The organism is Pseudorhodobacter aquimaris, from assembly GCF_001202025.1.
Classification (GTDB): Bacteria; Pseudomonadota; Alphaproteobacteria; order Rhodobacterales; family Rhodobacteraceae; genus Pseudorhodobacter; species Pseudorhodobacter aquimaris.
Genome location: NZ_LGHS01000067.1, coordinates 108,576 through 129,736, shown reverse-complemented (window position 1 = coordinate 129,736; position 21,161 = coordinate 108,576). Strand labels below are relative to the sequence as shown.

The following is a 21,161-nucleotide window of genomic DNA, read 5'->3' as shown; positions in this document are numbered from 1 at the left end:
GCGATTTCCTGCCTGTTTGTCGCAAAACCGGGTTAAACCGCATTTGGAAGGTACCCCAAAACCACACGATCGCGCCCGTCCAGATCCAAGAGAATCTCTACACGCTCAAAACCTGCTGCCTTGAAAAGCGCCGTGACCGCCGCACCCTGACTTGGGCCTATCTCTACCAATAACCTGCCTCCTGCGGTCAGATATTCGGGTGCGGCGGCGCTGATCGTGCGGTAAGGGGCCAGCCCGTCCCCGCCGGGGGTCAGGGCCAAATGCGGCTCCCAGCCCTGCACCTCGGGGGAAAGGGCCGCCATCTCATCGGCGGCGATATAGGGCGGGTTCGAGACGATCAGATCAAAGCGCCCCTGCACCGGATCAAACCAACTGCCCTGCGCCCATTCGGCCGAGCCCCCAAGCCGCGCCTGATTGCGCGCCGCAACCGCCAGCGCGGGCGCCGAGATATCCACCCCCACACCGCGCGCATCTGCGCGCTCTGCCAGCAGGCTCAGCAAAATACAGCCCGATCCGGTGCCAAGGTCCAGCACCGAGGCAAAGGGATGCGTAAGCGCGGCGGCGATCAGCGTCTCGGTTTCGGGGCGCGGGTCCAGTACATCCGGCGTCACGACAAAAGACCGCCCCCAGAACAGCCGCTGACCGGTAATATGCGACAAGGGCTGGCGTGCGGCACGGGCCGAAATGGCGGCCTCAAACGCGGTGATTTGCGCAGGCGACAGCAAGGTTTGCGGCGACAGCAGCGCCAGATCCGCCCGCGATGCCCCCAAGACATGCGCCAGCAGTATCGCCACATCTTGCGCGCCGTCCGGCACGCCCGCCGCTGCCAGCCGCGCCACTGCGGCCCGGCGCGCCGCCAGAATGTTCATTCCATCTCTGCCAGTTTTCGTGCCTGATCATCCGAGATCAGCGCATCAATCACCCCATCCAGATCACCACCCATAATCTGCCCCAACGAATAAAGCGTCAGGTTGATACGATGGTCGGTCATCCGACCCTGCGGAAAATTATAGGTGCGGATGCGCTCTGATCGATCACCGGACCCCACCTGTGCCTTACGATCGGCGGAACGGGCGGCATCTACGCGGTCACGCTCTGCCTCAAACAGCCGCGCGCGTAGCACCTGCATCGCGGCTACACGGTTCTGGTGTTGTGATTTCATTGCAGAGACCACGATAATTCCGGTCGGGATATGGGTGATGCGTACCGCACTATCGGTGGTGTTGACGTGCTGGCCACCCGCCCCACTGGCGCGCATCGTGTCGATGCGAATGTCCGAGGCGGGGATGTCGATATCCACATCCTCGGCCTCGGGCAACACGGCCACGGTCGCCGCCGACGTATGCACCCGCCCGCCGCTTTCAGTTTCCGGCACCCGCTGAACACGGTGCACACCGGATTCGTATTTCATCCGCGCAAAGACGCCTTCGCCCTTGATATGCGCCGTCAGCTCACGGATCCCGCCCAGATCGCTTTCCTGCAACTCGAGGATCTCAAAGGTCCAGCCGCGCGTCTCGGCATAGCGGCGGTACATATTCAGCAGATCACCGGCAAAAAGCGCCGCCTCGTCGCCACCCGTACCGGGACGGATTTCCAAAATCGCGGGGCGCGCGTCGGCGGCATCTTTCGGCAAAAGCGCCAGTTGCAGGGCGGTTTCCATCTCTTCGATGGCCGTGCGCAGGCTGGGGATTTCTTCCTCGGCCAAGCCGCGCATCTCGGGGTCTTTGAGCATCAACTCGGCCTCGGCCAGATCATCGAGTCCGGCCAGATAGGCGTTGATCTGGGTGACCACGGGTTTGAGATCGCCGTATTCACGGCTCAGCTTGGCGATTTCCGCAGGCGGCGCACCGGCAGAGAGCTTTGCCTCGATGAACTCAAAGCGTTGGGTGATTTGGGCGAGCGTATCTATTGGGACCATTTTTCAGGGTGTGTCCTAAGGCTTGGCGCAGGTCAAGAGGGCATGGGCGTTGCGCTAAAGTTTCGACTGCCATTCACGCAGACGTGCCGCATTGACCCCCATATCCGATTTGCCAAAACGCAGCCGCCCCAGAATACGCACGCCATCCGGCCCCGCTTGCGCCGTGATGTAGTCGGGAAAGCCCCAAAGCGCCGAGCGGGTGATCCATGTGATGCGCCCCTCGTCCACACCTCCGGCCAAACGGGTGGTGCGCGGGGTGGCCATGGCCACGGCATCAACCTGTGCAAGGCTGACATCGGGAAGGTAAAGCGTGGCGCTGCCAATCTGGGCCTGCACGTCATCTGGCGGCGCGGCTTGCGGCCACAGCGCGCTGCTGGTGGGTTCGATATGCCAGCGCGCCACGTCAGAGGGCGCGAAACGGATATACCCGAACAGCCCTGCAAGGACCAACAGGAAAACGGCGATTATCATGATGGATCCCTTCATTTGCGGTGCTGCGCCCAGTGGTAAAGGCAGATCAGCTCATGCGCGACATGTGCGCCTGCAATCGCGGTAGCGCCCGATGTGTCATAGGCCGGAGAGACCTCTACCACATCGCCGCCGACCATATTGATACCGGCCAGATCACGCAGACAGGCCGCCGCCTGCCAGGTGTGCAAGCCGCCCCAGACCGGCGTGCCCGTACCGGGGGCGGCCGAGGGATCAAGGCAGTCGATATCAAAGGTAACATAGGTCGGGTTTTGGCCCACGATCTCTTTGGCGCGGGCAACCGTATGGGCGACGCCCTCTTCATGCACCGTGCGCGCATCGATATATTCCACCCCGAGATAGTCGTCACAATGGGTACGAATGCCGATTTGCACGCTGGTTTTCGGATCAATGATCCCGCTTTTCACCGCTTTGTAAAAGAAGGTGCCATGGTCGATACGCTCCATATCATCATCGGCCCAAAGGTCGGAATGGGCATCGAAATGGATAACCGACATTGGCCCGTATTTTTCGGCATAGGCCCGCAGGATCGGTAGGGTGATAAAGTGATCGCCGCCAAGGGTGATCACCCCCGGCCCAGCCCTGAGGATCCCCGCAATATGCGCCGTCAACAGCCCCGGAAAGCTGGGCGTATGGGCATAGTCAAAGGCCAGATCGCCGTAGTCCACAATCGCCATATCCTCAAGCGGAGAGGTCGGCCAGCCGTAGGGCGGATCGAAAGGCTGCAGGGCGCTTGCCTCGCGGATCGCGCGGGGGCCAAAGCGGGTGCCGGGGCGGTGGGTGACGGCTTGATCAAAGGGCACGCCGGTGATCGCCAGATCGACGCCCGCCAGATCCTTGGTATAGCGGCGGCGCAAGAATGACGTAGCACCGGCAAAGGCATTCTCAAAGGCCAACCCGCGCATGTCCTTGCGGGTAAAAGCGCCGTCCACCTCGTTTTTCGCATCTTCCAGTGCCATCGGTTTTCCTTTTGATCCTAAGGGTTTTGGCCAATCACGCCAAGGGCTGTGCGCGCTCTACCAAACGGGCAAAGAAACTGGCGCCGATCGGGGCGGCTTGGTCGTTGAAATCATAGGCAGCATGATGCAGCCCCGCGCCCTCACCCGTGCCAAGGAACAGATAGGCACCGGGGCGCGCCTCCAGCATATAGCTGAAATCTTCGGCCGTCATCTGGCGGGCCGCGTCAGGGTTGATGCCGGCCTCTCCTGCGATCTCGGCCGCGACAGCAAGGGCAAATTGCGCCTGATCGGCGTGGTTGATCGTGGCCGGATAGCCCCAGTCATATTCCACCTCGGTCTCTACCTCATAAGATTGGGCTTGCCCCGCGATAACCTCATGGATGCGCCGCTTGATCAGGGCGCGGACCTCGGGGTTGAAACAGCGGATCGTGGCACAGAACCAGCCGCTTTCGGGGATGATGTTATTAGCCGAACCGGCATGGATTTGCGTCACCGAAATCACCGCCTCATCCAGCGCATAGACATTGCGCGAGACGATGGACTGAAGCGCCTGTACCATGCCGGTGATCGCCACCACCGGATCAATACAAACATGCGGCGTGGCGGCATGGCCCCCCTTGCCTTTGACCATCACAGTCACCGTATCGACCGAGGCCATAAGCGCCCCTGATGTGGTATCAAACTGACCAAAGGGCATATTGGGCATATTGTGGATGCCGTAAACTTGGGCGATATTGAACCGGTCCATGATGCCCTCTTGGACCATCACCCCGCCACCGCCGCCGTTCTCCTCGGCCGGCTGGAATATCAGCGCAACCTTGCCCGAAAAACGCCGCGTCTCACAAAGGTATTTCGCCGCCCCCAAGAGCATGGTCACATGGCCGTCATGCCCGCAGGCATGCATCTTGCCCGGATGGGTTGAGGCATATTCCGCCCCCGTCTCTTCGGTGATGGGCAGGGCATCCATATCGGCGCGCAGACCAATGACCGGCCCCTCGGCACCGCCATTGATAATGGCAACGATGCCACTGGTGGCAATGCCGTCATGCACCTCGTCCACGCCGAAGTCCTGCAAGCGCGCCTTGATAAAGGCCGCCGTTTCCTGACACTCGAACCCCAATTCCGGATGCCGGTGCAGATGATGGCGCCAGCCCTTCATCTCCTCGGCAGCGCCTGCAATGGCATTCAACACGGGCATGGTTTCCTCCTTCGGGGGCATGGTATATGCGCCACAAGACCGCAATTTGAAAGGAACCGCAATGGCCCAACCGCGCCTGTCCCGCCCGCAAAGTGAAGCCCTGATCGCGGACCCGCAAGGTGGCCTGCCGCGCCTGCTTGAAATCATGGCCCGCCTGCGCGATCCCGATACCGGCTGCCCTTGGGATATTGAACAGGATTTCGCCACCATCGCGCCCTATACGATCGAGGAAGCCTATGAGGTCGCCGATGCGATTACCCGCGAGGCCTGGGACGAATTGGAAGGGGAGCTTGGCGATTTACTGCTGCAAACGGTTTATCACGCCCAGATGGGCGAGGAGGCCGGTCTCTTTTCCTTTGACAGCGTCACGGCGGCGATCTGCGACAAGATGATCGCACGTCACCCGCATGTGTTCGGTGATACCGCACGCGACAAAACCCCGGAACAACAAACCACCGATTGGGAAGCGATCAAGGCGGCCGAGCGCGGCCCCGCCGGAGTTCTGGACGGGGTCGCCCTTGGCCTGCCCGCGCTGACCCGTGCGGTCAAGCTGCAAAACCGGGCGGCGCGGGTGGGGTTTGACTGGCCCTCTACCACCGGCGTTCTGGATAAGATACTCGAGGAATCGCGGGAATTGGTTGAGGCACGCGACACGATGGGTTCGCAGGAACAGGCCGAGGAGTTTGGCGATCTGATGTTCGTCATGGCCAACCTTGCCCGCCACCTCGACATTGATCCTGAGGCAGCCTTGCGCGCGGCAAACCAGAAATTCACCCGCCGTTTTGGCCGCATCGAACAGCTTTTGTCCGAGGCAGGCAAAACCCCGGCGCAAAGCGATCTGGCCGAGATGGACACCCTTTGGGACCGCGCAAAGGCCGAGGAAAAGAAATGACTTAAAACACTGCGTACTCATCTTGATAAATAAAGTCAGCCATTGACCGGAGTAAAAGAGTCGGGTTTAAGGAGTTCAGAAAATTCAGACTAAAGAGGTCAACAATGTTTCTTCGCTTGTCCACCGCCGCCCTCGCGCTTGCCAGCACCGCACTGCCCGTGCTTGCCGATGAGGTAAACGTCTATTCCCACCGCCAGCCAGAGTTGATCCAGCCCTTGGCCGACGCCTTTACCGCAGAAACCGGCATTGATGTAAACATCGCCTTCGTTGGCAAAGGTATGGCCGAGCGTCTGGTTGCCGAGGGCGACCGTAGCCCCGCCGATCTGGTGATGACAGTTGATATCGCCCGGCTGACCGAGATCGTCGATGCAGGCGTGACCCAGCCCGTAACCTCGGATGTGCTGAACACCAATATCCCCGTCGGATTGCGCGATGCCGATAATCATTGGTTCGGCGTCACCTCACGTGCGCGGATCGTCTATGCCTCCAAGGACCGGGTCGCGGATGGCGAAGTCACCACCTATGAGGATCTGGCCTCGGACAAATGGAAGGGCCGCATCTGTTCCCGTTCCGGCACCAGCGACTATAACATCGCGCTGCTGGGGGCCGTTATCGCCCATCACGGCGAAGAAGCTGCGAAAACCTGGGCCGAAGGCGTGAAGGCTAATCTGGCGCGCAAGCCCGTCGGCGGCGACCGCGATCAGGTCAAGGCGATCTGGGCAGGCGAATGTGATATCTCCATCGGGAACACCTATTACATGGGCAAGATGATGGATGATGCGGAACAGCAAGAATGGGCAAATTCTGTCCGTATCGTGTTCCCTACCTTTGAAGGCAGCGGTACGCATCTGAACGTTTCCGGTGTGGCGATGACGAAATCCGCGCCGAACAAGGAACAAGCCTTGCAGTTCATGGAATGGCTGACCGGTGATGAGGCACAGCAGATCTATGCCGAAACCAACCACGAATTCCCCGTCAAGGACGGCGTTGCCCGTTCGGAAATCGTGCAAAGCTGGGGTGACTTCACCGCCGACAGCATCAACCTGACCGATGTGGCCAAGGCACGCCCTGCCGCCCTGCACATCATCGAAGAGATCGATTTCGACGGCTGATCAGCGGCCGAACCAACATCAAATTACTTCACGGGACCGGGGGCGTACATGCCTCCGGTTTTTGGCATGGACAAGGCATCCTTCCTGCGGTCTGTTGGCCCAAAGAATTCTGAGAGGGTTTATGGCAGCGCGTAAAATCATCATCGACACCGATCCCGGCCAAGACGATGCCGTCGCCATCCTGCTGGCGCTGGCCAGCCCGGCAGAGCTGGAGGTGCTGGGAATCACCGCCGTTGCGGGCAATGTGCCGCTGGCACTGACCGCCAAGAACGCCCGCATCATATGTGAACTGGCGGGCAAGCCCGATACCAAGGTCTTTGCCGGTTGCGACGCGCCCCTGACGCGCAAGCTGGTCACCGCCGAGCATGTTCACGGCAAGACCGGGCTGGACGGGCCACAGCTGCCCGCGCCTCAAATGCCCCTACAAGAGCAGCACGCGGTGGATTTCATCATCGACACCCTGCGGGCCGAGGATGCGGGCGCTGTCACGCTTTGCGCGCTAGGGCCGCTGACCAATATCGCCACCGCCCTCCAACGCGCTCCTGATATCGCACCGAAAATCGCCGAGATTGTGCTGATGGGCGGCGCCTATTTCGAGGTGGGCAACATCACCCCCACAGCCGAGTTCAATATCTACGTCGACCCCGAGGCCGCTGCTGTCGTGTTCAAATGTGGCACGCCCCTGACGGTGATGCCGCTGGACGTCACCCATAAGGCCCTGACAACCGCCCCGCGTGTTCAGGCCTTTCGTGATATGGGCACGGAACCGGGCCGGATGGTCGCGGAATGGACGGATTTCTTTGAACGTTTCGACAAGGAGAAATACGGATCAGAGGGCGCGCCTTTGCACGACCCTTGCGTGATTGCCTGGCTGCTTCAGCCCGGGTTGTTTTCCGGTCGCAAGGTCAATGTCGAAATCGAGACGCAATCCGCACTGACATTGGGCATGACCGTGGCCGATTGGTGGGGAGTGACCGACAGGGCGGAAAATGCGCTGTTTATCGGCGATGTCGATGCCGAGGGCTTTTTTGCCCTTTTGACCGAACGCATCGGCCGTTTTTGATAACAGGCGCGATTAGCCCCGCAAAAACCGGATGCCAATTTTTGCCGAAATCCTCTGTGGCACTTCCCACGCAAGGCGCATCGCGATATGGTGCGCCAAGGGGGTTAACGCGCGCGCGGTACAGATCGCAGCCCCCGAACAGAACCAAACAAACGCGGCACAGAATTCGCGTGGGAATAAAGGCAGCACATGGCACGAGCAACAATCAGGGTTATTCTTTTGGCTTCGGCGGCGGCACTTGGCCTGACCGCCTGTCAAAGTGTCGGCAACCCCTTTGCCAGCAAAGATAAAAACGCCGATGAGGTGACTTCTGCAACCTCTATCCGGCTGGTTGACCGCGATGTCGAGGCGCCGCAGGTCTTTCAGGTCAGCGATGAGGCCCTTTGGGACGGTCGCCCCTCGCTGGGGGGTGTCTGGGTCGCCTCGCCCGATGCGGTTGATCCAGAGCGGGTGATCCTGCGCAACCCGGCCAATGGCAAATTTGTGATCGGCGCGCTGTTCCGGCGTGAACGCATTAACCCCGGCCCTGCGTTGCAAATATCATCTGATGCGGCGACAGCTTTGGGCATTCTGGCCGGGCGACCAACCGCGATTAGCGTAACCGCATTGCGTCGTGAGGAAGTCCCCGTCGAGACCCCCGATGCCGCCCGCCCGATTCTTTCGGCCAATGAAACGGTGGAAACCAGCACAATCGATCCGGTTGCCACCGCCAGTGCCGCACTTGACAATATCGCTCCGAAACCCGCCGCACGGCCCGCCGCCAAAAGCGCCAAGAACCGTGTCCAGATCGGGATTTTCAGCGTTGAGGCCAATGCAACCCGTGCCGCTTCTACCTTGGAAAAAGCCGGGATTGCGGCCACTGTCACCAAAGACAGCAGTCAGGGCAAGACCTTTTGGGGTGTGACAGCCGGCCCCGTCGCCGCTGCAGATCGCAACGCAACCTTGGCAAAAGTAAAATCACTCGGCTTTAGCGATGCATATTTCGTTTCGCGGTAATCCGGCTCCGGGCCTGCGCGCCCGGCTTTTAAACCGAAAGGACCCCAAGATGCTGTTCAAACGCCTTCTTTGCCTGCTTGTCATGCTGCCATTGATCGGTCAGGCACAGGCGTTCGAGACGCGCGCACAGGCGGCCTGGGTCTATGACATGGCAACCGAAACCGTGTTGATGGACAAGAATGCCGATGTTTCACTGCCACCTGCCTCCATGTCCAAGCTGATGACCCTGAACATGCTGTTTGAGGCGTTGCGCGACGGGCGCGTCACGATGGACACCGAGTTTTCGGTTTCGGCCCGTGCGCAGGCGATGGGCGGATCGACCATGTTCCTCAACCAGCGCGACCGGCCCACGACCCGCGACCTGATCAAGGGGATCATCATCAATTCGGGCAATGACGCCTGCGTGGTGGTGGCTGAGGGGCTTTCAGGCACCGAAGAGGCCTTTTCCCATCAGATGACCGAACGCGCCAAGGCATTGGGGATGAATAATTCGACCTTTGCCAATTCTTCTGGCTGGCCTGATCCTGCGCAACGCATGTCCATGCGCGATCTGGGCATTCTTGCCAAACGGTTGATCGAGGAATTTCCCGACCTCTATCCCATCTTTGCGGAAACCGAGTTCAACTATGCCGATCGTGCTGCGGCCAACCGTCATAACCGCAACCCATTGTTGAAACTTGGCGGCGGTGCTGACGGGTTGAAAACCGGCCATACCTCTGAGGCGGGCTATGGGCTGGTCGGATCGGCCAAACAGGGCGACCGGCGGGTGATTTTCGTCATCACCGGCATGACCTCCGAAGAGGCCCGCGCCGAAGAGGCCGACCGCATGATGAACTGGGCCTTTCGTCAGTTCGTGATGAAAACCGTGATCAAAGCGGGGCAGCGTGTCGCCTCGGCCGATGTCTGGCTGGGCAGTGCGCCCGAGGTCGGTCTGGTCGCCGCCGAGGATATCACCATGCTGGTGCCGGCCCTTGTCCAAGACGGGGTAAAGGCCGAGGTCAGCTATACCGGCCCGCTCAAGGCGCCTTTGGCGGCGGGGGCTGAGGTTGGCACGTTGACCATTTCCGTGCCCGACCTGCCACAGCGCGAGGTTCCGCTTCTGGCTGAAAACGGCGTGACGGCGGCAGGCTTTTTGCAGCGATTGGAAAAGGCGGCGCTGGTGTTGCAAAAGCGGTTCCTGACGGACGCAGAGCCAGCGACCTGAAATGACACGCGACCAAGGGCTTTTCATCAGCTTTGAGGGCATTGACGGCTCTGGCAAAAGCACGCAGGCGCGACTTTTGGCCGATGCGTTGCGCGCGTTGGGGCATAAGGTTTTGCTGACGCGCGAACCCGGCGGCAGCACCGGCGCCGAGGAGATCCGCCGCTTGGTGCTGGAAGGGGAACCCGACCGCTGGTCGCCTGAAACCGAGATCCTTTTGTTCACCGCCGCGCGCCGGGACCATCTGGAGAAAACCATCCGCCCCGCCCTTGCCCGTGGCGAGATCGTTATCACCGACCGTTTCGCCGATAGCACCCGCATGTATCAAGGCATCCGGCGCGGCGCGGGTGCGGATCTGCGCGCGATGGTCGATGACCTGCACAAGCGCATGATCGGGGTTGAACCCGACCTGACCCTTCTGATCGATATAGACGCAAAGACCGGCCATTCCCGCGCGGTATCTCGCGCAGGCACCGAGCAACGCTTTGAGGATATGGGCACCGATCTTCAAGCCCGCATGCGCGCAGGGTTTCTGGCCCTCGCAGCATCAGAATCCCGTTTTGCCGTAATCGACGGGGCGCGGGCGCCCGATCAGGTCGCAGCCGACGTTCTGGCCACCGCGCAGGCCGCCCTATGAGCCGCGCGCCCAAACCCGCCCTTGAGGACCTCCCCGAACCCGACCGCGTCAAGGATGCCCCCCACCCGCGCGAAACGCTGGCCCTGATCGGCCACCACGCTGCCGAGGCCGTTTTTCTGGATGCCTTTAACAGCGGCAAGCTGCATCACGGCTGGATGATCACCGGGCCTTTGGGGCTTGGCAAGGCCACGCTGGCATGGAAAATCGCGCGGTTCTTGCTGGCCACGCCCGAAGATAACGGTGGCATGTTTGCGGCCCCGCGCCCCGACAGCCTCGATATTCCGGCCGATCATCCCGTTGCCCACCGGATTATGGCGTTATCGGAGCCGCGGCTATATCTTTTGCGGCGGGCTTGGGATGACAAGGCGCGCAAGCTCAAATCCATGATCACCGTGGATGAGGTGCGCAAGCTCAAGGCCTATTTCGCGCTTTCGGCGGCGGATGGCGGGCGGCGTGTGGCCATAATCGATACGGTAGACGAGATGAACTTGGCTGCGGCAAATGCCCTGCTCAAGCTGCTTGAAGAACCGCCGCCGAATGTCACCTTGCTGCTGGTCAGCCACCAGCCCTCGCGCCTGCTCCCGACCATCCGTTCGCGGTGTCGGGAATTGCGCCTGACACCGCTCAACCCCGAGGATATGGCAACCGCGCTTGCCGCCACCAATGATGCCCCCGCCAATCCTGTGCCTTTGGCAGAGCTTTCGGGCGGATCGGTGGGAGAGGCGATTCGAATCCTCAACCTTGACGGGTTAAAGATTTATGCCGGGCTGATTGCGCTGTTTGCCACATTGCCCCGGTTGGACCGGACCCGTGCCGCTGCCTTGGCCGAAACGGGGGCCGGACGCGGCAAGGAAGAAACATTCGATCTGATCCTGATGCTAATCGATCTTTTTCTCGCCCGCCTTGCCCGTGCAGGCACCCTTGGCCATTGCCCGCCCGAGGCCACCAAGGACGAGGCAGAGCTGATCGCGCGGCTTTCCCCCAACGCAAATGCGGCCCGTCAATGGGCTGATCTTGCGCAAGGTCTGGCCACGCGTGCGCGTCGCGGGCGGGCCGTCAACCTTGACCCTGCCGCGCTTCTCATGGATATGGTTCTACAGATTGATGAGACGGCGGGAAATCTCGCCCAGAGGTGACCATGACCCTTCCGCAGATCGTAGACAGCCATTGTCATTTGGACTTCCCTGATTTCGAAGGTGAACTGCCCGAGATTATCGCCCGTGCCCATGCTGCCGGTGTGATGCGCATGGTGACCATCTGCACCAAGCTGAAAAATGAACCAGCCGTGCGCGCCATCGCCGAGGCGAACCCTTCGGTCTATTACGCCGCGGGCACCCACCCGATGAGCGTGGCAACAGAGCCAATGGCAGGCGTGGACGATTTGATCGCCCTCGCCCAACATCCGAAATTTGTGGGCATCGGTGAAAGCGGTCTGGATTACCACTACACGGCGGAATCAGCCGCAGCACAGCGTAAGAGCCTGCACATCCATATCGAGGCCGCACGCGAAACCAAGCTGCCGCTGATCATCCACGCACGCGCTGCTGATGAGGATATGGCGCAAATACTGACCGATGAACACCGCAAGGGTGCCTTTACTTGCGTCATGCATTGCTTTTCCTCCAGCGCGGAACTGGCACGGGCCAGCCTTGATCTGGGGTTCTATTTGTCGATGTCGGGCATCGCTGCCTTTCCCAAATCCAAGGACCTGCGCGATATTTTTGCCGCGGCCCCGCTGGACCGGATCTTGCTGGAAACCGACAGCCCCTATCTGGCACCGCCACCCCATCGGGGGCGGCGCAACGAGCCAAGCTATACCGCCCATACCGCCAAGGTCGGGGCCGAGGTCTTTGGCCTCTCATTGCCTGACTTCGCCAAAGCTACGACCGAAAATTTTAACCGTCTGTTCTGGAAAGCCAAATGACCGACACGCTGCGCTATACCATATTGGGGTGCGGATCATCGGGCGGGGTGCCCCGGATTGGCGGGCATTGGGGCGATTGTGACCCGACGAACCCGAAAAATCGCCGTCGCCGGTGTTCGATGCTGGTGGAACGGGTGACGGATCAAGGCACCACCCGCGTGCTGATCGATACCTCACCCGATATGCGCGAACAGCTTCTGGCGGCCGATGTGGCCACGCTGGACGGGGTGGTCTTTACCCATGCCCATGCAGATCATGTGCACGGTCTCGACGACCTGCGGCAGGTGGTGTTCAATATGCACGGGCGCTTGCCGGTCTGGGCGGATGCCCCCACCCGCACCGCGCTGTTTGACCGCTTTGGCTATGCTTTTGTGCAGCCGCCCGGCTCATCCTATCCGCCGATGTTGGATATGAACCCGATAGACGGGCCCGTGACCATTTCCGGTGCCGGCGGGGATATCACCTTTCAGCCCTTCCTTGCCCATCATGGTGCGATGGACGCCTTGGGCTTTCGCATCGGCAACCTTGCCTATCTGCCCGATGCGGTTGAGATCCCCGAAGCGGAATGGGAGCTGTTAAAGGGGTTGGAGGTCTGGGTCGTGGATGCCCTGCGCCGCAAACCGCACCCGACCCATGCCCATCTGGAAATGACCTTGGGCTGGATTGAACGCGCGGCCCCTGCGCGTGCGGTTTTGACCAATATGCATATAGACCTCGATTACGCGACCTTGCTGGCGGAAACCCCGGACCATATCACCCCCGCTTATGACGGGATGGTGATAGAGCTGGATACGCCGACAGGTCGCGCACAATGAATGCCCTTCTTGATGTCATCTTACCGGTATTTCTGATCATCGGCGCCGGCTATGTGGCCGCATGGCGCGCTATCGTGGATGAGGCCGCCGTCGACGGGCTGATGAAATTCGCGCAGAACTTTGCCGTGCCTTGCCTTTTGTTCCGCTCGATCAGTCGGCTCGATCTGGCGCAAAGCTTTGATCCCAGTCTTTTGGCAAGCTTTTACATCGGGGCGATCGGCGCTGGGGCAATCGCCTATTTCGCGGCGCGGATCTTTTTTGATCGCAGCCCGCCCGAGGCAGTTGCCATCGCCTTTGTCGCCAGCTTTTCGAACTCTCTGTTGCTGGGATTGCCGATCACGGAGCGCGCCTATGGCCCCGATGCGCTGACCGCCAACTATGCGATTATCGCGGTGCATTCGCCGATCCTTTATTCTTTGGGCATCACCTTGATGGAGGTGGCCCGCAGTCAGGGTGTCAGCAAATTCGCGCTGTCCCGACGGGTCGTGGATTCTATCCTGCATCAGCCGTTGGTGATCGGTATTCTGGCGGGCTTTATTGTCAATATCGGCGGGTTACCCTTGCCGAATGTAGTCAATTCGGCGGTGGATATGATGGTACGCGCGGCGATCCCCGCAGCCCTTTTCGGGCTTGGCGGAATATTGCTGCGCTATCGCCCCGAGGGGGACATGAAAACCATCACCATGCTGTGCAGCCTGACGCTTTTCGTTCATCCCATCATCACCTATGGGCTTGGCCGTTTCGTCTTTGCCCTAAGCCTTGATCAACTGCGCTCGGCGGTGGTGACGGCTGCGATGGCGCCGGGGGTCAATGCCTTCCTCTTTGCCAATATGTACGGGGTGGCCAAGCGGGTCGCTGCCTCCACCGTGTTGATTGCCACGGCCGTGTTGATCCTGACGGCTTGGGGCTGGCTGCATATATTGCCGTAAACTCAGGCAGGCGTCACGCCCCGCAACCGTTCGGACCGGCGGCGCAGCAGTTCGACCACCGCCAACAAGCAGATCGAGAAGATCACAAGGATCGTCGCCACCGCCAGAATTGACGGGCTGATCTGTTCGCGGATGCCGTTCCACATCTGGCGCGGGATGGTTTGCTGTTCGTGGCTGCCGATGAACAAGACCACGACCACCTCATCAAAAGAGGTGACAAAGGCAAAGAGCGCCCCCGAGACCACCCCCGGCGTAATTAACGGCAGTTGCACCTTGAAAAACGTCGTCACCGGCCCCGCACCCATATTTTGCGCGGCGCGGATAAGCGAGCGGTCAAACCCCATCATCGTGGCGGTGACCGTGATGATCACAAAGGGAATACCCAGCGTGGCATGGGCCATGACCAGCCCGAAATAGGTCCCCGAAAGCCCGATGTCGGAGTAAAAGAAAAACAACCCCGTCGCGGTGATGATAATCGGCACGATCATCGGCGAGATCAGGATCGCCATGATCAGCTTGCGGTAGGGCATTTCAGGCCGCGACAGGCCCATTGCCGCGATGGTCCCCAGAACCGTGGCCACAATCGTCGCAAAGAACCCCACGACAATAGAGTTCTTGGCCGCCTGCACCCATCTTGCATTGGCCCAGACATCGGCCCACCAACTGCCATCGCGCAGCGCATCGGGTGCAGCCATCCCGAAAGTCAGCAAATTGTCATACCAGCGCATCGAATAGCCGTCCGGGTCCAGCCGCAGCATTTCCGGCGTAAAGGTGAAATAGGGTTCAACGTTGAACGACAGCGGCATGATGATCAGGATCGGCGCAATCAAAAAGATAAAGATTAGCGCGCAGAGCACCCGATAGGTGTAATACCAGATGCGCTCAAGACGGTCTGCATATACAGGAAGTGCCATATCTCGATTACCCTAACTTCATGTTATCAATGCCGATAATCCGGTCATAGGCCCAATAGAGGATCAAAACCGCCGCCAGCAGCATCGAGGCCAGCGCGGCCGCCAGCGACCAGTTCAGCGATTTTTGCATATGGAATGCGATCTGGTTGGAAATCAGCGTCCCATCCGCGCCGCCAACAAGGGCCGGTGTGATGTAGTACCCAACCGCCAGAATAAAGCACAAAATCCCGCCGGCCCCGATACCCGAAACCGTTTGCGGCAAATAGATCCGACGAAAGGTGGTCCAGCTGGTCGCGCCCAGACTGCGGGCCGCACGGGCATAGCTCGGCGGGATCGTCTTCATCACCGAATAAAGCGGCAAGATCATGAAGGGTAGCAGGATATGCGTCATCGCGATAATCGTGCCAAGCTGGTTGTACATCATCTGCAAACGCCCCTCCTCCGAGACGATGCCTAGGCTGACCAAGACATCATTGATCACCCCCTGCCCTTGCAGCAGCACCATCCAGCTGGTCGTGCGCACCAAAAGCGAGGTCCAGAACGGCAAAAGCACCAGAATCATCAACAAGCTGGCGTGACGCAGTGGCAAAACCGCCAGCAAATGCGCCACCGGAAAGCCCAGCAAAAGACACAGGCCGGTAATAACCACCGACAGAATGAACGTCCGGATGAACAGTTTGACGTAAATCCGGCTGTTCTCGGGGGCGGCTTCAAACTTGCCGCTATCCCCGATCTGGCGATCAAGGGCGGCTTGATAGAAATTCAACGTGGCCGCCGCCGAGGCAGAGCGCATCGCCGCCCAGATATCGGGCCGTGCCCATTTTTCATCGGCCGCCAAAAGTGCCTCTTTATAGGGCGGCTCCAACCGGTCGGCACGGCGCGCGGTCGAGGTAAAGAGCGACCGTGTGCCCGGAATTTCATAGTTGATCCGCGTACCGATGCTGCCCGCAGTCCGCGCCTCGGACGCGGTTTTCAGATCGGCGGCAAGGGCGGCATAGGCTGCCTCATCGGGGGTGGCGGCGCCATTCGCATCAAACCATTTTCCCAGTTCCACCATATTGGCGGAAAACTTGTCATCGGTGAAGGACCGTGACAGCATTTGTCCGATTGGCACTGCGAATGTCAGCAGCACGAAAATCAAAAGCGGCACCACCAGAACGAAGGCGCGGATGCGGGCCCGACGTGAGGCACGGGTCAGCGCGGCCTTCAACGGTTGCCCGTCCACGGTGCGCAGCACCTCGGTCTCGGTGGTTATATCGGGGTTTGCCATGGCGGTTTTGTCCCTGTGATTAAGTCGCTATCACCCTCTGCCGGGGCTTTCTGGAAACGGTGGGCGCGACACAGCGCCCCCAGTGGTATCAGCTCAGCAGCGCATGGCACCGGGCAGTAAACCCCCATCGCTTCCTTGATGCCGCTCAATTCCCTAAATGGCGTTCAACAGGATGCACTCTGGCCCTTCCCGTTAGAGCCGCCCCAAGAGATCAAGACAACTTCCTGCGCCACTTCGGTTATGGTGCGGCCCCATTGAAATCGCAGTGGGGCCGCACCGTTTCATCCAGATCGGCCGGGCACAAACCCGGCCAAAAGGGTTATTGCAACAGCCAGGCGTTGAAACGCTCGTTCAGCTCTGCATCGCGGTCCGCCCAGAATTCCAGATTAGAGAACAGGGCATTGCCCATGTTTTCAGGGCTTGTCGGCAAGTTGGGGCCCATTTCGGTTTTACCGTCCTGATACATGCCAACCAATGGTGCCGAGGATTTGCGTGGCGGGCCATAGCTGATCCATTCAGCAGCTTTTGCCAGCGGCTCGGTGCTGGTGGAATAGGCGATAAAGTCCATTGCCGTCTCAAGGTTCGGCGCGCCTTTTGGTACAACCCAACCCTCAACATCGTAAACCTGCCCATCCCAGATGATCTCGAACTCGCGCCCTTCGGAAACATTCGCGTTAAAGATCCGCCCGTTATAAGCCACGGTCAACGCCACTTCGCCATCCGCCAAAAGCTGCGGAGGCTGCGCGCCCGCTTCCCACCAGATCATCTCGGATTTGATCTCATCCAGCTTGGCAAAGGCGCGGTCCACCCCTTCGGGGGTCTCCAGCATGCTGTAAACTTCATCGGTGGGAACGCCGTCACCGATCAAGGCCATTTCCAGCAAAACCTTGGCGTTTTTACGCGCACCACGCTTGCCGGGGAACGTTTCCAGATCAAAGAAATCCGCCATCGTTGCAGGTGCTTCCTGACCTTCATAGCGCGCACCATCATAAGCGATAACGGTCGCATAAACATCCGTCGGCACAAAGCAATCGGTCACGGTGTCGGGCAGGAAATCATCCATTGCCGCGGTGCCATCGGGCGCGGGCGTCAGGATGGCAGGGTCGATCAGCTCCAGCAAACCCTCGTCACAAAAGCGCACGGCATCGGCAAATTCAACCGATGCGATGTCAAAGGTGACGTTGCCCGCCTCAACCTGCGCCTTGATCGGGGTGGCCGGATTATCGGCATCGATGGAGACAACCTTGGCGCCGGTTTTTTCAGCATAGGGCTTGTGATAGGCCTCAACCTGACTCACGGTATAGGACCCGCCCCAGCCCATGATATTCACTTCCTGTGCTACAGCAGGAAGCGCGAGACCACCGATGGCTGTAGATAAGATCAATAGTTTTTTCATTGAAAGACTCCCGTTCGGATTACACGTTTATTTTTGCTTGTGGGGGTATCTTTCCCCCATCAAGGTTACTTATCAAGCAGTTTAAGGCACCAGCGCGCGCGCGTCGGCAGGGGCCCAGCCGATCTTGATTTTCTCACCGGGGCGCAACATCGTCTGGCCTTGGGTGTTTCGGGATTTGATCACAAAATCATCATGGCCCGCCACACGCAGGCGGGTGCGGAACAGATCGCCCATATAGATAAACTCCAACACCTCGGCGTCGATCATATGCGCGCCTGCGGGCATCATTTCGGCCTTGAATTCCACCCGCTCCGGCCGGATGGAGACTAGCGTTCTGGCCCCTTTTTCCGCAATATTCACCGGCGTCGCCGCGATCAATTCACCGGAGGCGAGGCGCACCTTGGCCTGATCACCGGAAATTTCTTCGATCACCCCGTCAAGCTTGTTATTCTCACCGATAAACTGCGCGACAAAGGCATTGTCGGGACGTTCATAAAGCTCATCCGGGGGGGCGAGTTGCTGAATGCGGCCATCGTTGAAAACGGCAACACGGTCCGACATGGTCAGCGCCTCACCTTGGTCGTGCGTCACATAGACCACTGTAATCCCAAGGCTTTCGTGCAGATGTTTGATTTCAAACTGCATATGTTCGCGCAGCTGTTTGTCCAAGGCGCCCAAGGGTTCATCCATCAAGACAAGGCTGGGATCAAAGACCAAAGCCCGCGCCAAGGCGATCCGCTGCTGCTGGCCGCCCGAAAGCTGTGCGGGGCGGCGGTTGATGAAGTCAAACATCTGCACCATATCCAGCGCACGTTTGATCTTGGATTCACGCTCAGACTTGCCCATGCCGCGCACTTCGAGCGGAAAGGACAGGTTTTCGCCAACCGTCATATGCGGAAACAGCGCGTAGTTCTGAAACACCATACCGATGCCGCGCTTATGCGGGGGCACCGAATTGATCGGCTTGCCGTCCAGCAAGATATCCCCGTGGGTCGCGGTCTCAAACCCCGCCAGCATCATCAGACAGGTGGTTTTGCCCGAGCCGGACGGCCCCAACATCGTCAAGAACTCGCCCTTTGCGATGGACAGGTTCAAATCTTTGACAACCAGCGTTTCACCATCATAGCTTTTCTGCACATGATCGAAGACGACAAAACCATCGTTCTGGGGTTCTGTGACCACCCTATTCTCCCTGACTTTTCGGCAGGTAACCTGCACCTTGCTTTGAAACGACTAAAGCGAATAGTCAGGGTTTATGCAACAGCCCGCAGACCGTCATCTGAAATTTGCAGCACATAGAGGCAAATTGATGAAATACTAAGCAAATCACAGCCGAAACGCCTGAAAATAAAAGCTATCTCAGATAGAAGTGCATGCAAATCGTGTCGCGCGGATGCTGTTTAAGCAGGCAACGCAAAGCATCAGGTTCCGCAAAAGGTGCGGTAACTGCCAAAGCTGTCAGGCGCAGGCTGTGCATATTCGACCAGTCCCGCGCGTGCCGTGAAGGGGGCGGCCAACACACTGTGCAGGGTCTCGAACGGCTGCATATCGCCCTTTGCCGCGGCCTGAAGGGCGGCCTCTACCAGATGATTGCGGGGGATATAGATCGGGTTTGCCGCATCAAGCGCTGCCACCCGCCCGGTATCTTCGGGCCCCGACCCAAGGCGCGCAAGCCAGCGGTCCTGCCAATCCAACGCCACTTGTGGATCGGTGAACTGGTCGGCCAAGGCGCGATCATTGCCGCGCAACACATCTGACAACGCGCGGAAACTGTTGGTGAAATCGGCGCCCTGCCCCTCCATCGCGGTCAAAAAGGCCGCGGCCAGTTCGGCATCCCCTTCTTGCGCCACCATCAAGCCCAGCTTGGCGCGCATGACCGCAAGCCAAGCGCTGTCATATTCCGCGACAAAGCCGTCAATCTCGGCAGTAGCAAGGCGGATGGCTTCCTCCTCATCCTCCGACAAAAAGGGCAAAAGGGTTTCGGCCAGCCGCGCAAGGTTCCAGCGCGCAATGGCCGGTTGGTTGCCATAGGCATAGCGCCCCTGCCGGTCGATTGAGGAAAACACCGTGGCCGGATCATATTGGTCCATAAAGGCACAAGGCCCGTAGTCGATGGTTTCACCCGAAATCGAGGTGTTATCGGTGTTCATCACCCCATGGATAAACCCCACCCCCATCCAGCGCGCCACCAGACCGGCCTGCCGTTTGATAACAATGCGCAAAAACTGCAATGCAGCATCGGGCCTGCCCGCCAGTTCGGGGTCATGGCGCGCGATACTATAGTCCAGCAGTTGCCGGGTGCGGGCCACCTCGCCGCGCGCGGCAAAGAACTGAAAGCTGCCGACGCGCAGATGGCTGTCTGCGACACGGGCCAACACCGCACCGGGTTGGGGGCCACCGTCTCGCATGACACTTTGCCCCGTGGCGGTTGCGGCCAAGGCGCGGGTGGTGGGGATACCCAATGCATACATCGCCTCGCCCATCAGATATTCGCGCAAGACCGGCCCAAGCACCGCCTTGCCATCGCCACCGCGCGAAAACGGGGTCCGGCCAGAGCCTTTGAGGTGAATGTCGCGCCGCCGCCCCTGCGTGTCGATCACCTCACCCAGCAAAAGCGCGCGCCCGTCGCCCAGCTGCGGCGAGAAACCCCCGAACTGATGCCCGGCATAGGCCATCGCCAAAGGATGCGCGCCCGTCGGGGCCACCGCGCCGCACAGAATCTGCGCGCCCTCATCTCCGGTCAAGGCCGCGCCGTCCAGACCCAACTCTTCGGCCAGCGCAAGATTGAGGCAGATCACCTCGGGGGACGGGGCCGCCTCTCCTTGCCAATCCACATAGAACCCTTCGAGGTCGCGGGCATAGCTGTTGTCAAAGGCAAAGCCGAAATCGGGTTGGGCGGTCATGGCATTGCCTCCTGGTTGTCAGTCGCGGGCGCGTTCGGGCAGCACCCAATCGGGACGTATGAAATGGCAGGTGTAGCCGTCGGGGCGGCGCTCCAAATAATCTTGATGCTCCGGCTCTGCCTCCCAAAAATCACCCACGGGTTCAAGTTCCGTCACCACCTTTCCGGGCCAAAGACCAGAGGCATCAACGTCCGCGATCACCTCCTCGGCCACGGCTTTTTGCGCCTCATCCACATAGTAGATCGCGGAACGATACGACAGGCCCACATCATTGCCCTGACGGTTCGATGTGGTCGGATCATGGATCTGGAAGAAAAACGCCAAAATCGCACGATAGCTGGTTTGCGAAGGGTCAAAGATGATCTCGATTCCCTCGGCATGGGTGCCGTGGTTGCGGTAGGTGGCATGGGGAACATCCCCGCCGGTATAGCCCACACGGGTCGAGATCACACCGGGAAGCTTGCGGATCAGATCCTCCATCCCCCAAAAGCATCCTCCCGCCAAAACGGCACGTTCCTGTGTCATCTCCTGATCCTTTTCTTGCC

At 59.8% G+C, this 21,161-nt stretch carries 21 protein-coding genes; 10 read left to right on the top strand and 11 right to left on the bottom strand.

Annotation, left to right across the window (positions count from 1 at the left end; genetic code table 11):
* Positions 1–32: 32 nt before the first annotated feature.
* From prmC to AKU94_RS13140, 5 genes are read right to left on the bottom strand one after another with little or no spacing between them, the layout of a single operon-like run.
* Complete coding sequence (prmC, locus tag AKU94_RS13160; RefSeq protein ID WP_050527716.1) at positions 33–869, bottom strand: peptide chain release factor N(5)-glutamine methyltransferase; 837 nt, start codon at positions 867–869, stop codon at positions 33–35.
* The gene (gene prfA / locus AKU94_RS13155) at positions 866–1,918 is read right to left on the bottom strand and encodes a peptide chain release factor 1 (RefSeq protein WP_050527715.1); all 1,053 of its coding nucleotides are present in this window, start codon (positions 1,916–1,918) and stop codon (positions 866–868) included. Before prfA ends, prmC begins: the two co-directional genes overlap by 4 nt.
* A gap of 54 nt (positions 1,919–1,972) precedes the next feature.
* A complete protein-coding gene (locus tag AKU94_RS13150; protein ID WP_232295767.1) occupies positions 1,973–2,389 on the bottom strand; it encodes a DUF1499 domain-containing protein in 417 nt (138 codons plus the stop codon).
* A gap of 11 nt (positions 2,390–2,400) precedes the next feature.
* Positions 2,401–3,366, bottom strand: a complete 966-nt coding sequence (speB, locus tag AKU94_RS13145) for an agmatinase (protein ID WP_050527713.1) — start codon at positions 3,364–3,366, stop codon at positions 2,401–2,403.
* A gap of 34 nt (positions 3,367–3,400) precedes the next feature.
* Positions 3,401–4,564, bottom strand: a complete 1,164-nt coding sequence (locus AKU94_RS13140; protein ID WP_050527712.1) for a M20 aminoacylase family protein — start codon at positions 4,562–4,564, stop codon at positions 3,401–3,403.
* Positions 4,565–4,625: 61 nt separating this feature from the next.
* On the opposite strand from AKU94_RS13140, the gene mazG reads away from it, so the two are divergent.
* The 10 genes from mazG to AKU94_RS13090 all read left to right on the top strand — a co-directional run bounded on the left by mazG (position 4,626) and on the right by AKU94_RS13090 (position 14,133).
* A complete protein-coding gene (gene mazG / locus AKU94_RS13135; protein ID WP_157056547.1) occupies positions 4,626–5,456 on the top strand; it encodes a nucleoside triphosphate pyrophosphohydrolase in 831 nt (276 codons plus the stop codon).
* A gap of 104 nt (positions 5,457–5,560) precedes the next feature.
* A complete protein-coding gene (locus tag AKU94_RS13130) occupies positions 5,561–6,568 on the top strand; it encodes a Fe(3+) ABC transporter substrate-binding protein (RefSeq protein WP_050527711.1) in 1,008 nt (335 codons plus the stop codon).
* Between the two features lie 121 nt (positions 6,569–6,689).
* Entirely contained in the window at positions 6,690–7,631 is a 942-nt protein-coding gene (locus AKU94_RS13125; RefSeq protein WP_050527710.1) for a nucleoside hydrolase, read from the top strand.
* A 189-nt stretch (positions 7,632–7,820) separates the two neighbouring features.
* Entirely contained in the window at positions 7,821–8,627 is an 807-nt protein-coding gene (locus tag AKU94_RS13120) for an SPOR domain-containing protein (RefSeq protein ID WP_050527709.1), read from the top strand.
* A gap of 49 nt (positions 8,628–8,676) precedes the next feature.
* Complete coding sequence (locus tag AKU94_RS13115; RefSeq protein ID WP_050527708.1) at positions 8,677–9,831, top strand: D-alanyl-D-alanine carboxypeptidase family protein; 1,155 nt, start codon at positions 8,677–8,679, stop codon at positions 9,829–9,831.
* Between the two features lies 1 nt (position 9,832).
* Entirely contained in the window at positions 9,833–10,465 is a 633-nt protein-coding gene (gene tmk, locus AKU94_RS13110; protein ID WP_050527707.1) for a dTMP kinase, read from the top strand.
* A complete protein-coding gene (locus tag AKU94_RS13105; protein WP_050527706.1) occupies positions 10,462–11,601 on the top strand; it encodes a DNA polymerase III subunit delta' in 1,140 nt (379 codons plus the stop codon). The genes tmk and AKU94_RS13105 overlap by 4 nt, the downstream gene beginning before the upstream one ends.
* Positions 11,602–11,603: 2 nt before the next feature.
* Positions 11,604–12,389, top strand: coding sequence for a TatD family hydrolase (locus AKU94_RS13100; protein WP_157056546.1), 786 nt, complete (start codon positions 11,604–11,606; stop codon positions 12,387–12,389).
* A complete protein-coding gene (locus AKU94_RS13095) occupies positions 12,386–13,204 on the top strand; it encodes an MBL fold metallo-hydrolase (protein ID WP_050527704.1) in 819 nt (272 codons plus the stop codon). The genes AKU94_RS13100 and AKU94_RS13095 overlap by 4 nt, the downstream gene beginning before the upstream one ends.
* Positions 13,201–14,133 carry an AEC family transporter gene (locus AKU94_RS13090; RefSeq protein WP_050527703.1) on the top strand — a complete coding sequence of 311 codons (933 nt, stop codon included), beginning with the start codon at positions 13,201–13,203 and terminating at the stop codon, positions 14,131–14,133. The genes AKU94_RS13095 and AKU94_RS13090 overlap by 4 nt, the downstream gene beginning before the upstream one ends.
* Before the next feature lie 2 nt (positions 14,134–14,135).
* On the opposite strand, the gene AKU94_RS13085 is transcribed toward AKU94_RS13090, so the two are convergent.
* The 6 genes from AKU94_RS13085 to msrA all read right to left on the bottom strand — a co-directional run bounded on the left by AKU94_RS13085 (position 14,136) and on the right by msrA (position 21,141).
* On the bottom strand, positions 14,136–15,047 hold the full coding sequence (locus AKU94_RS13085; protein ID WP_050527702.1) for an ABC transporter permease: 912 nt from the start codon (positions 15,045–15,047) through the stop codon (positions 14,136–14,138).
* Between the two features lie 7 nt (positions 15,048–15,054).
* Positions 15,055–16,317, bottom strand: coding sequence for an ABC transporter permease (locus AKU94_RS13080; protein WP_050527701.1), 1,263 nt, complete (start codon positions 16,315–16,317; stop codon positions 15,055–15,057).
* A 319-nt stretch (positions 16,318–16,636) separates the two neighbouring features.
* Complete coding sequence (locus AKU94_RS13075) at positions 16,637–17,713, bottom strand: ABC transporter substrate-binding protein (protein WP_050527700.1); 1,077 nt, start codon at positions 17,711–17,713, stop codon at positions 16,637–16,639.
* Positions 17,714–17,794: 81 nt separating this feature from the next.
* Positions 17,795–18,895, bottom strand: coding sequence for an ABC transporter ATP-binding protein (locus tag AKU94_RS13070; RefSeq protein ID WP_050527699.1), 1,101 nt, complete (start codon positions 18,893–18,895; stop codon positions 17,795–17,797).
* Between the two features lie 239 nt (positions 18,896–19,134).
* Positions 19,135–20,616, bottom strand: coding sequence for a protein adenylyltransferase SelO (locus AKU94_RS13065; protein ID WP_050527698.1), 1,482 nt, complete (start codon positions 20,614–20,616; stop codon positions 19,135–19,137).
* An 18-nt stretch (positions 20,617–20,634) separates the two neighbouring features.
* Positions 20,635–21,141, bottom strand: a complete 507-nt coding sequence (gene msrA / locus AKU94_RS13060) for a peptide-methionine (S)-S-oxide reductase MsrA (protein ID WP_050527697.1) — start codon at positions 21,139–21,141, stop codon at positions 20,635–20,637.
* Positions 21,142–21,161: the final 20 nt, after the last annotated feature.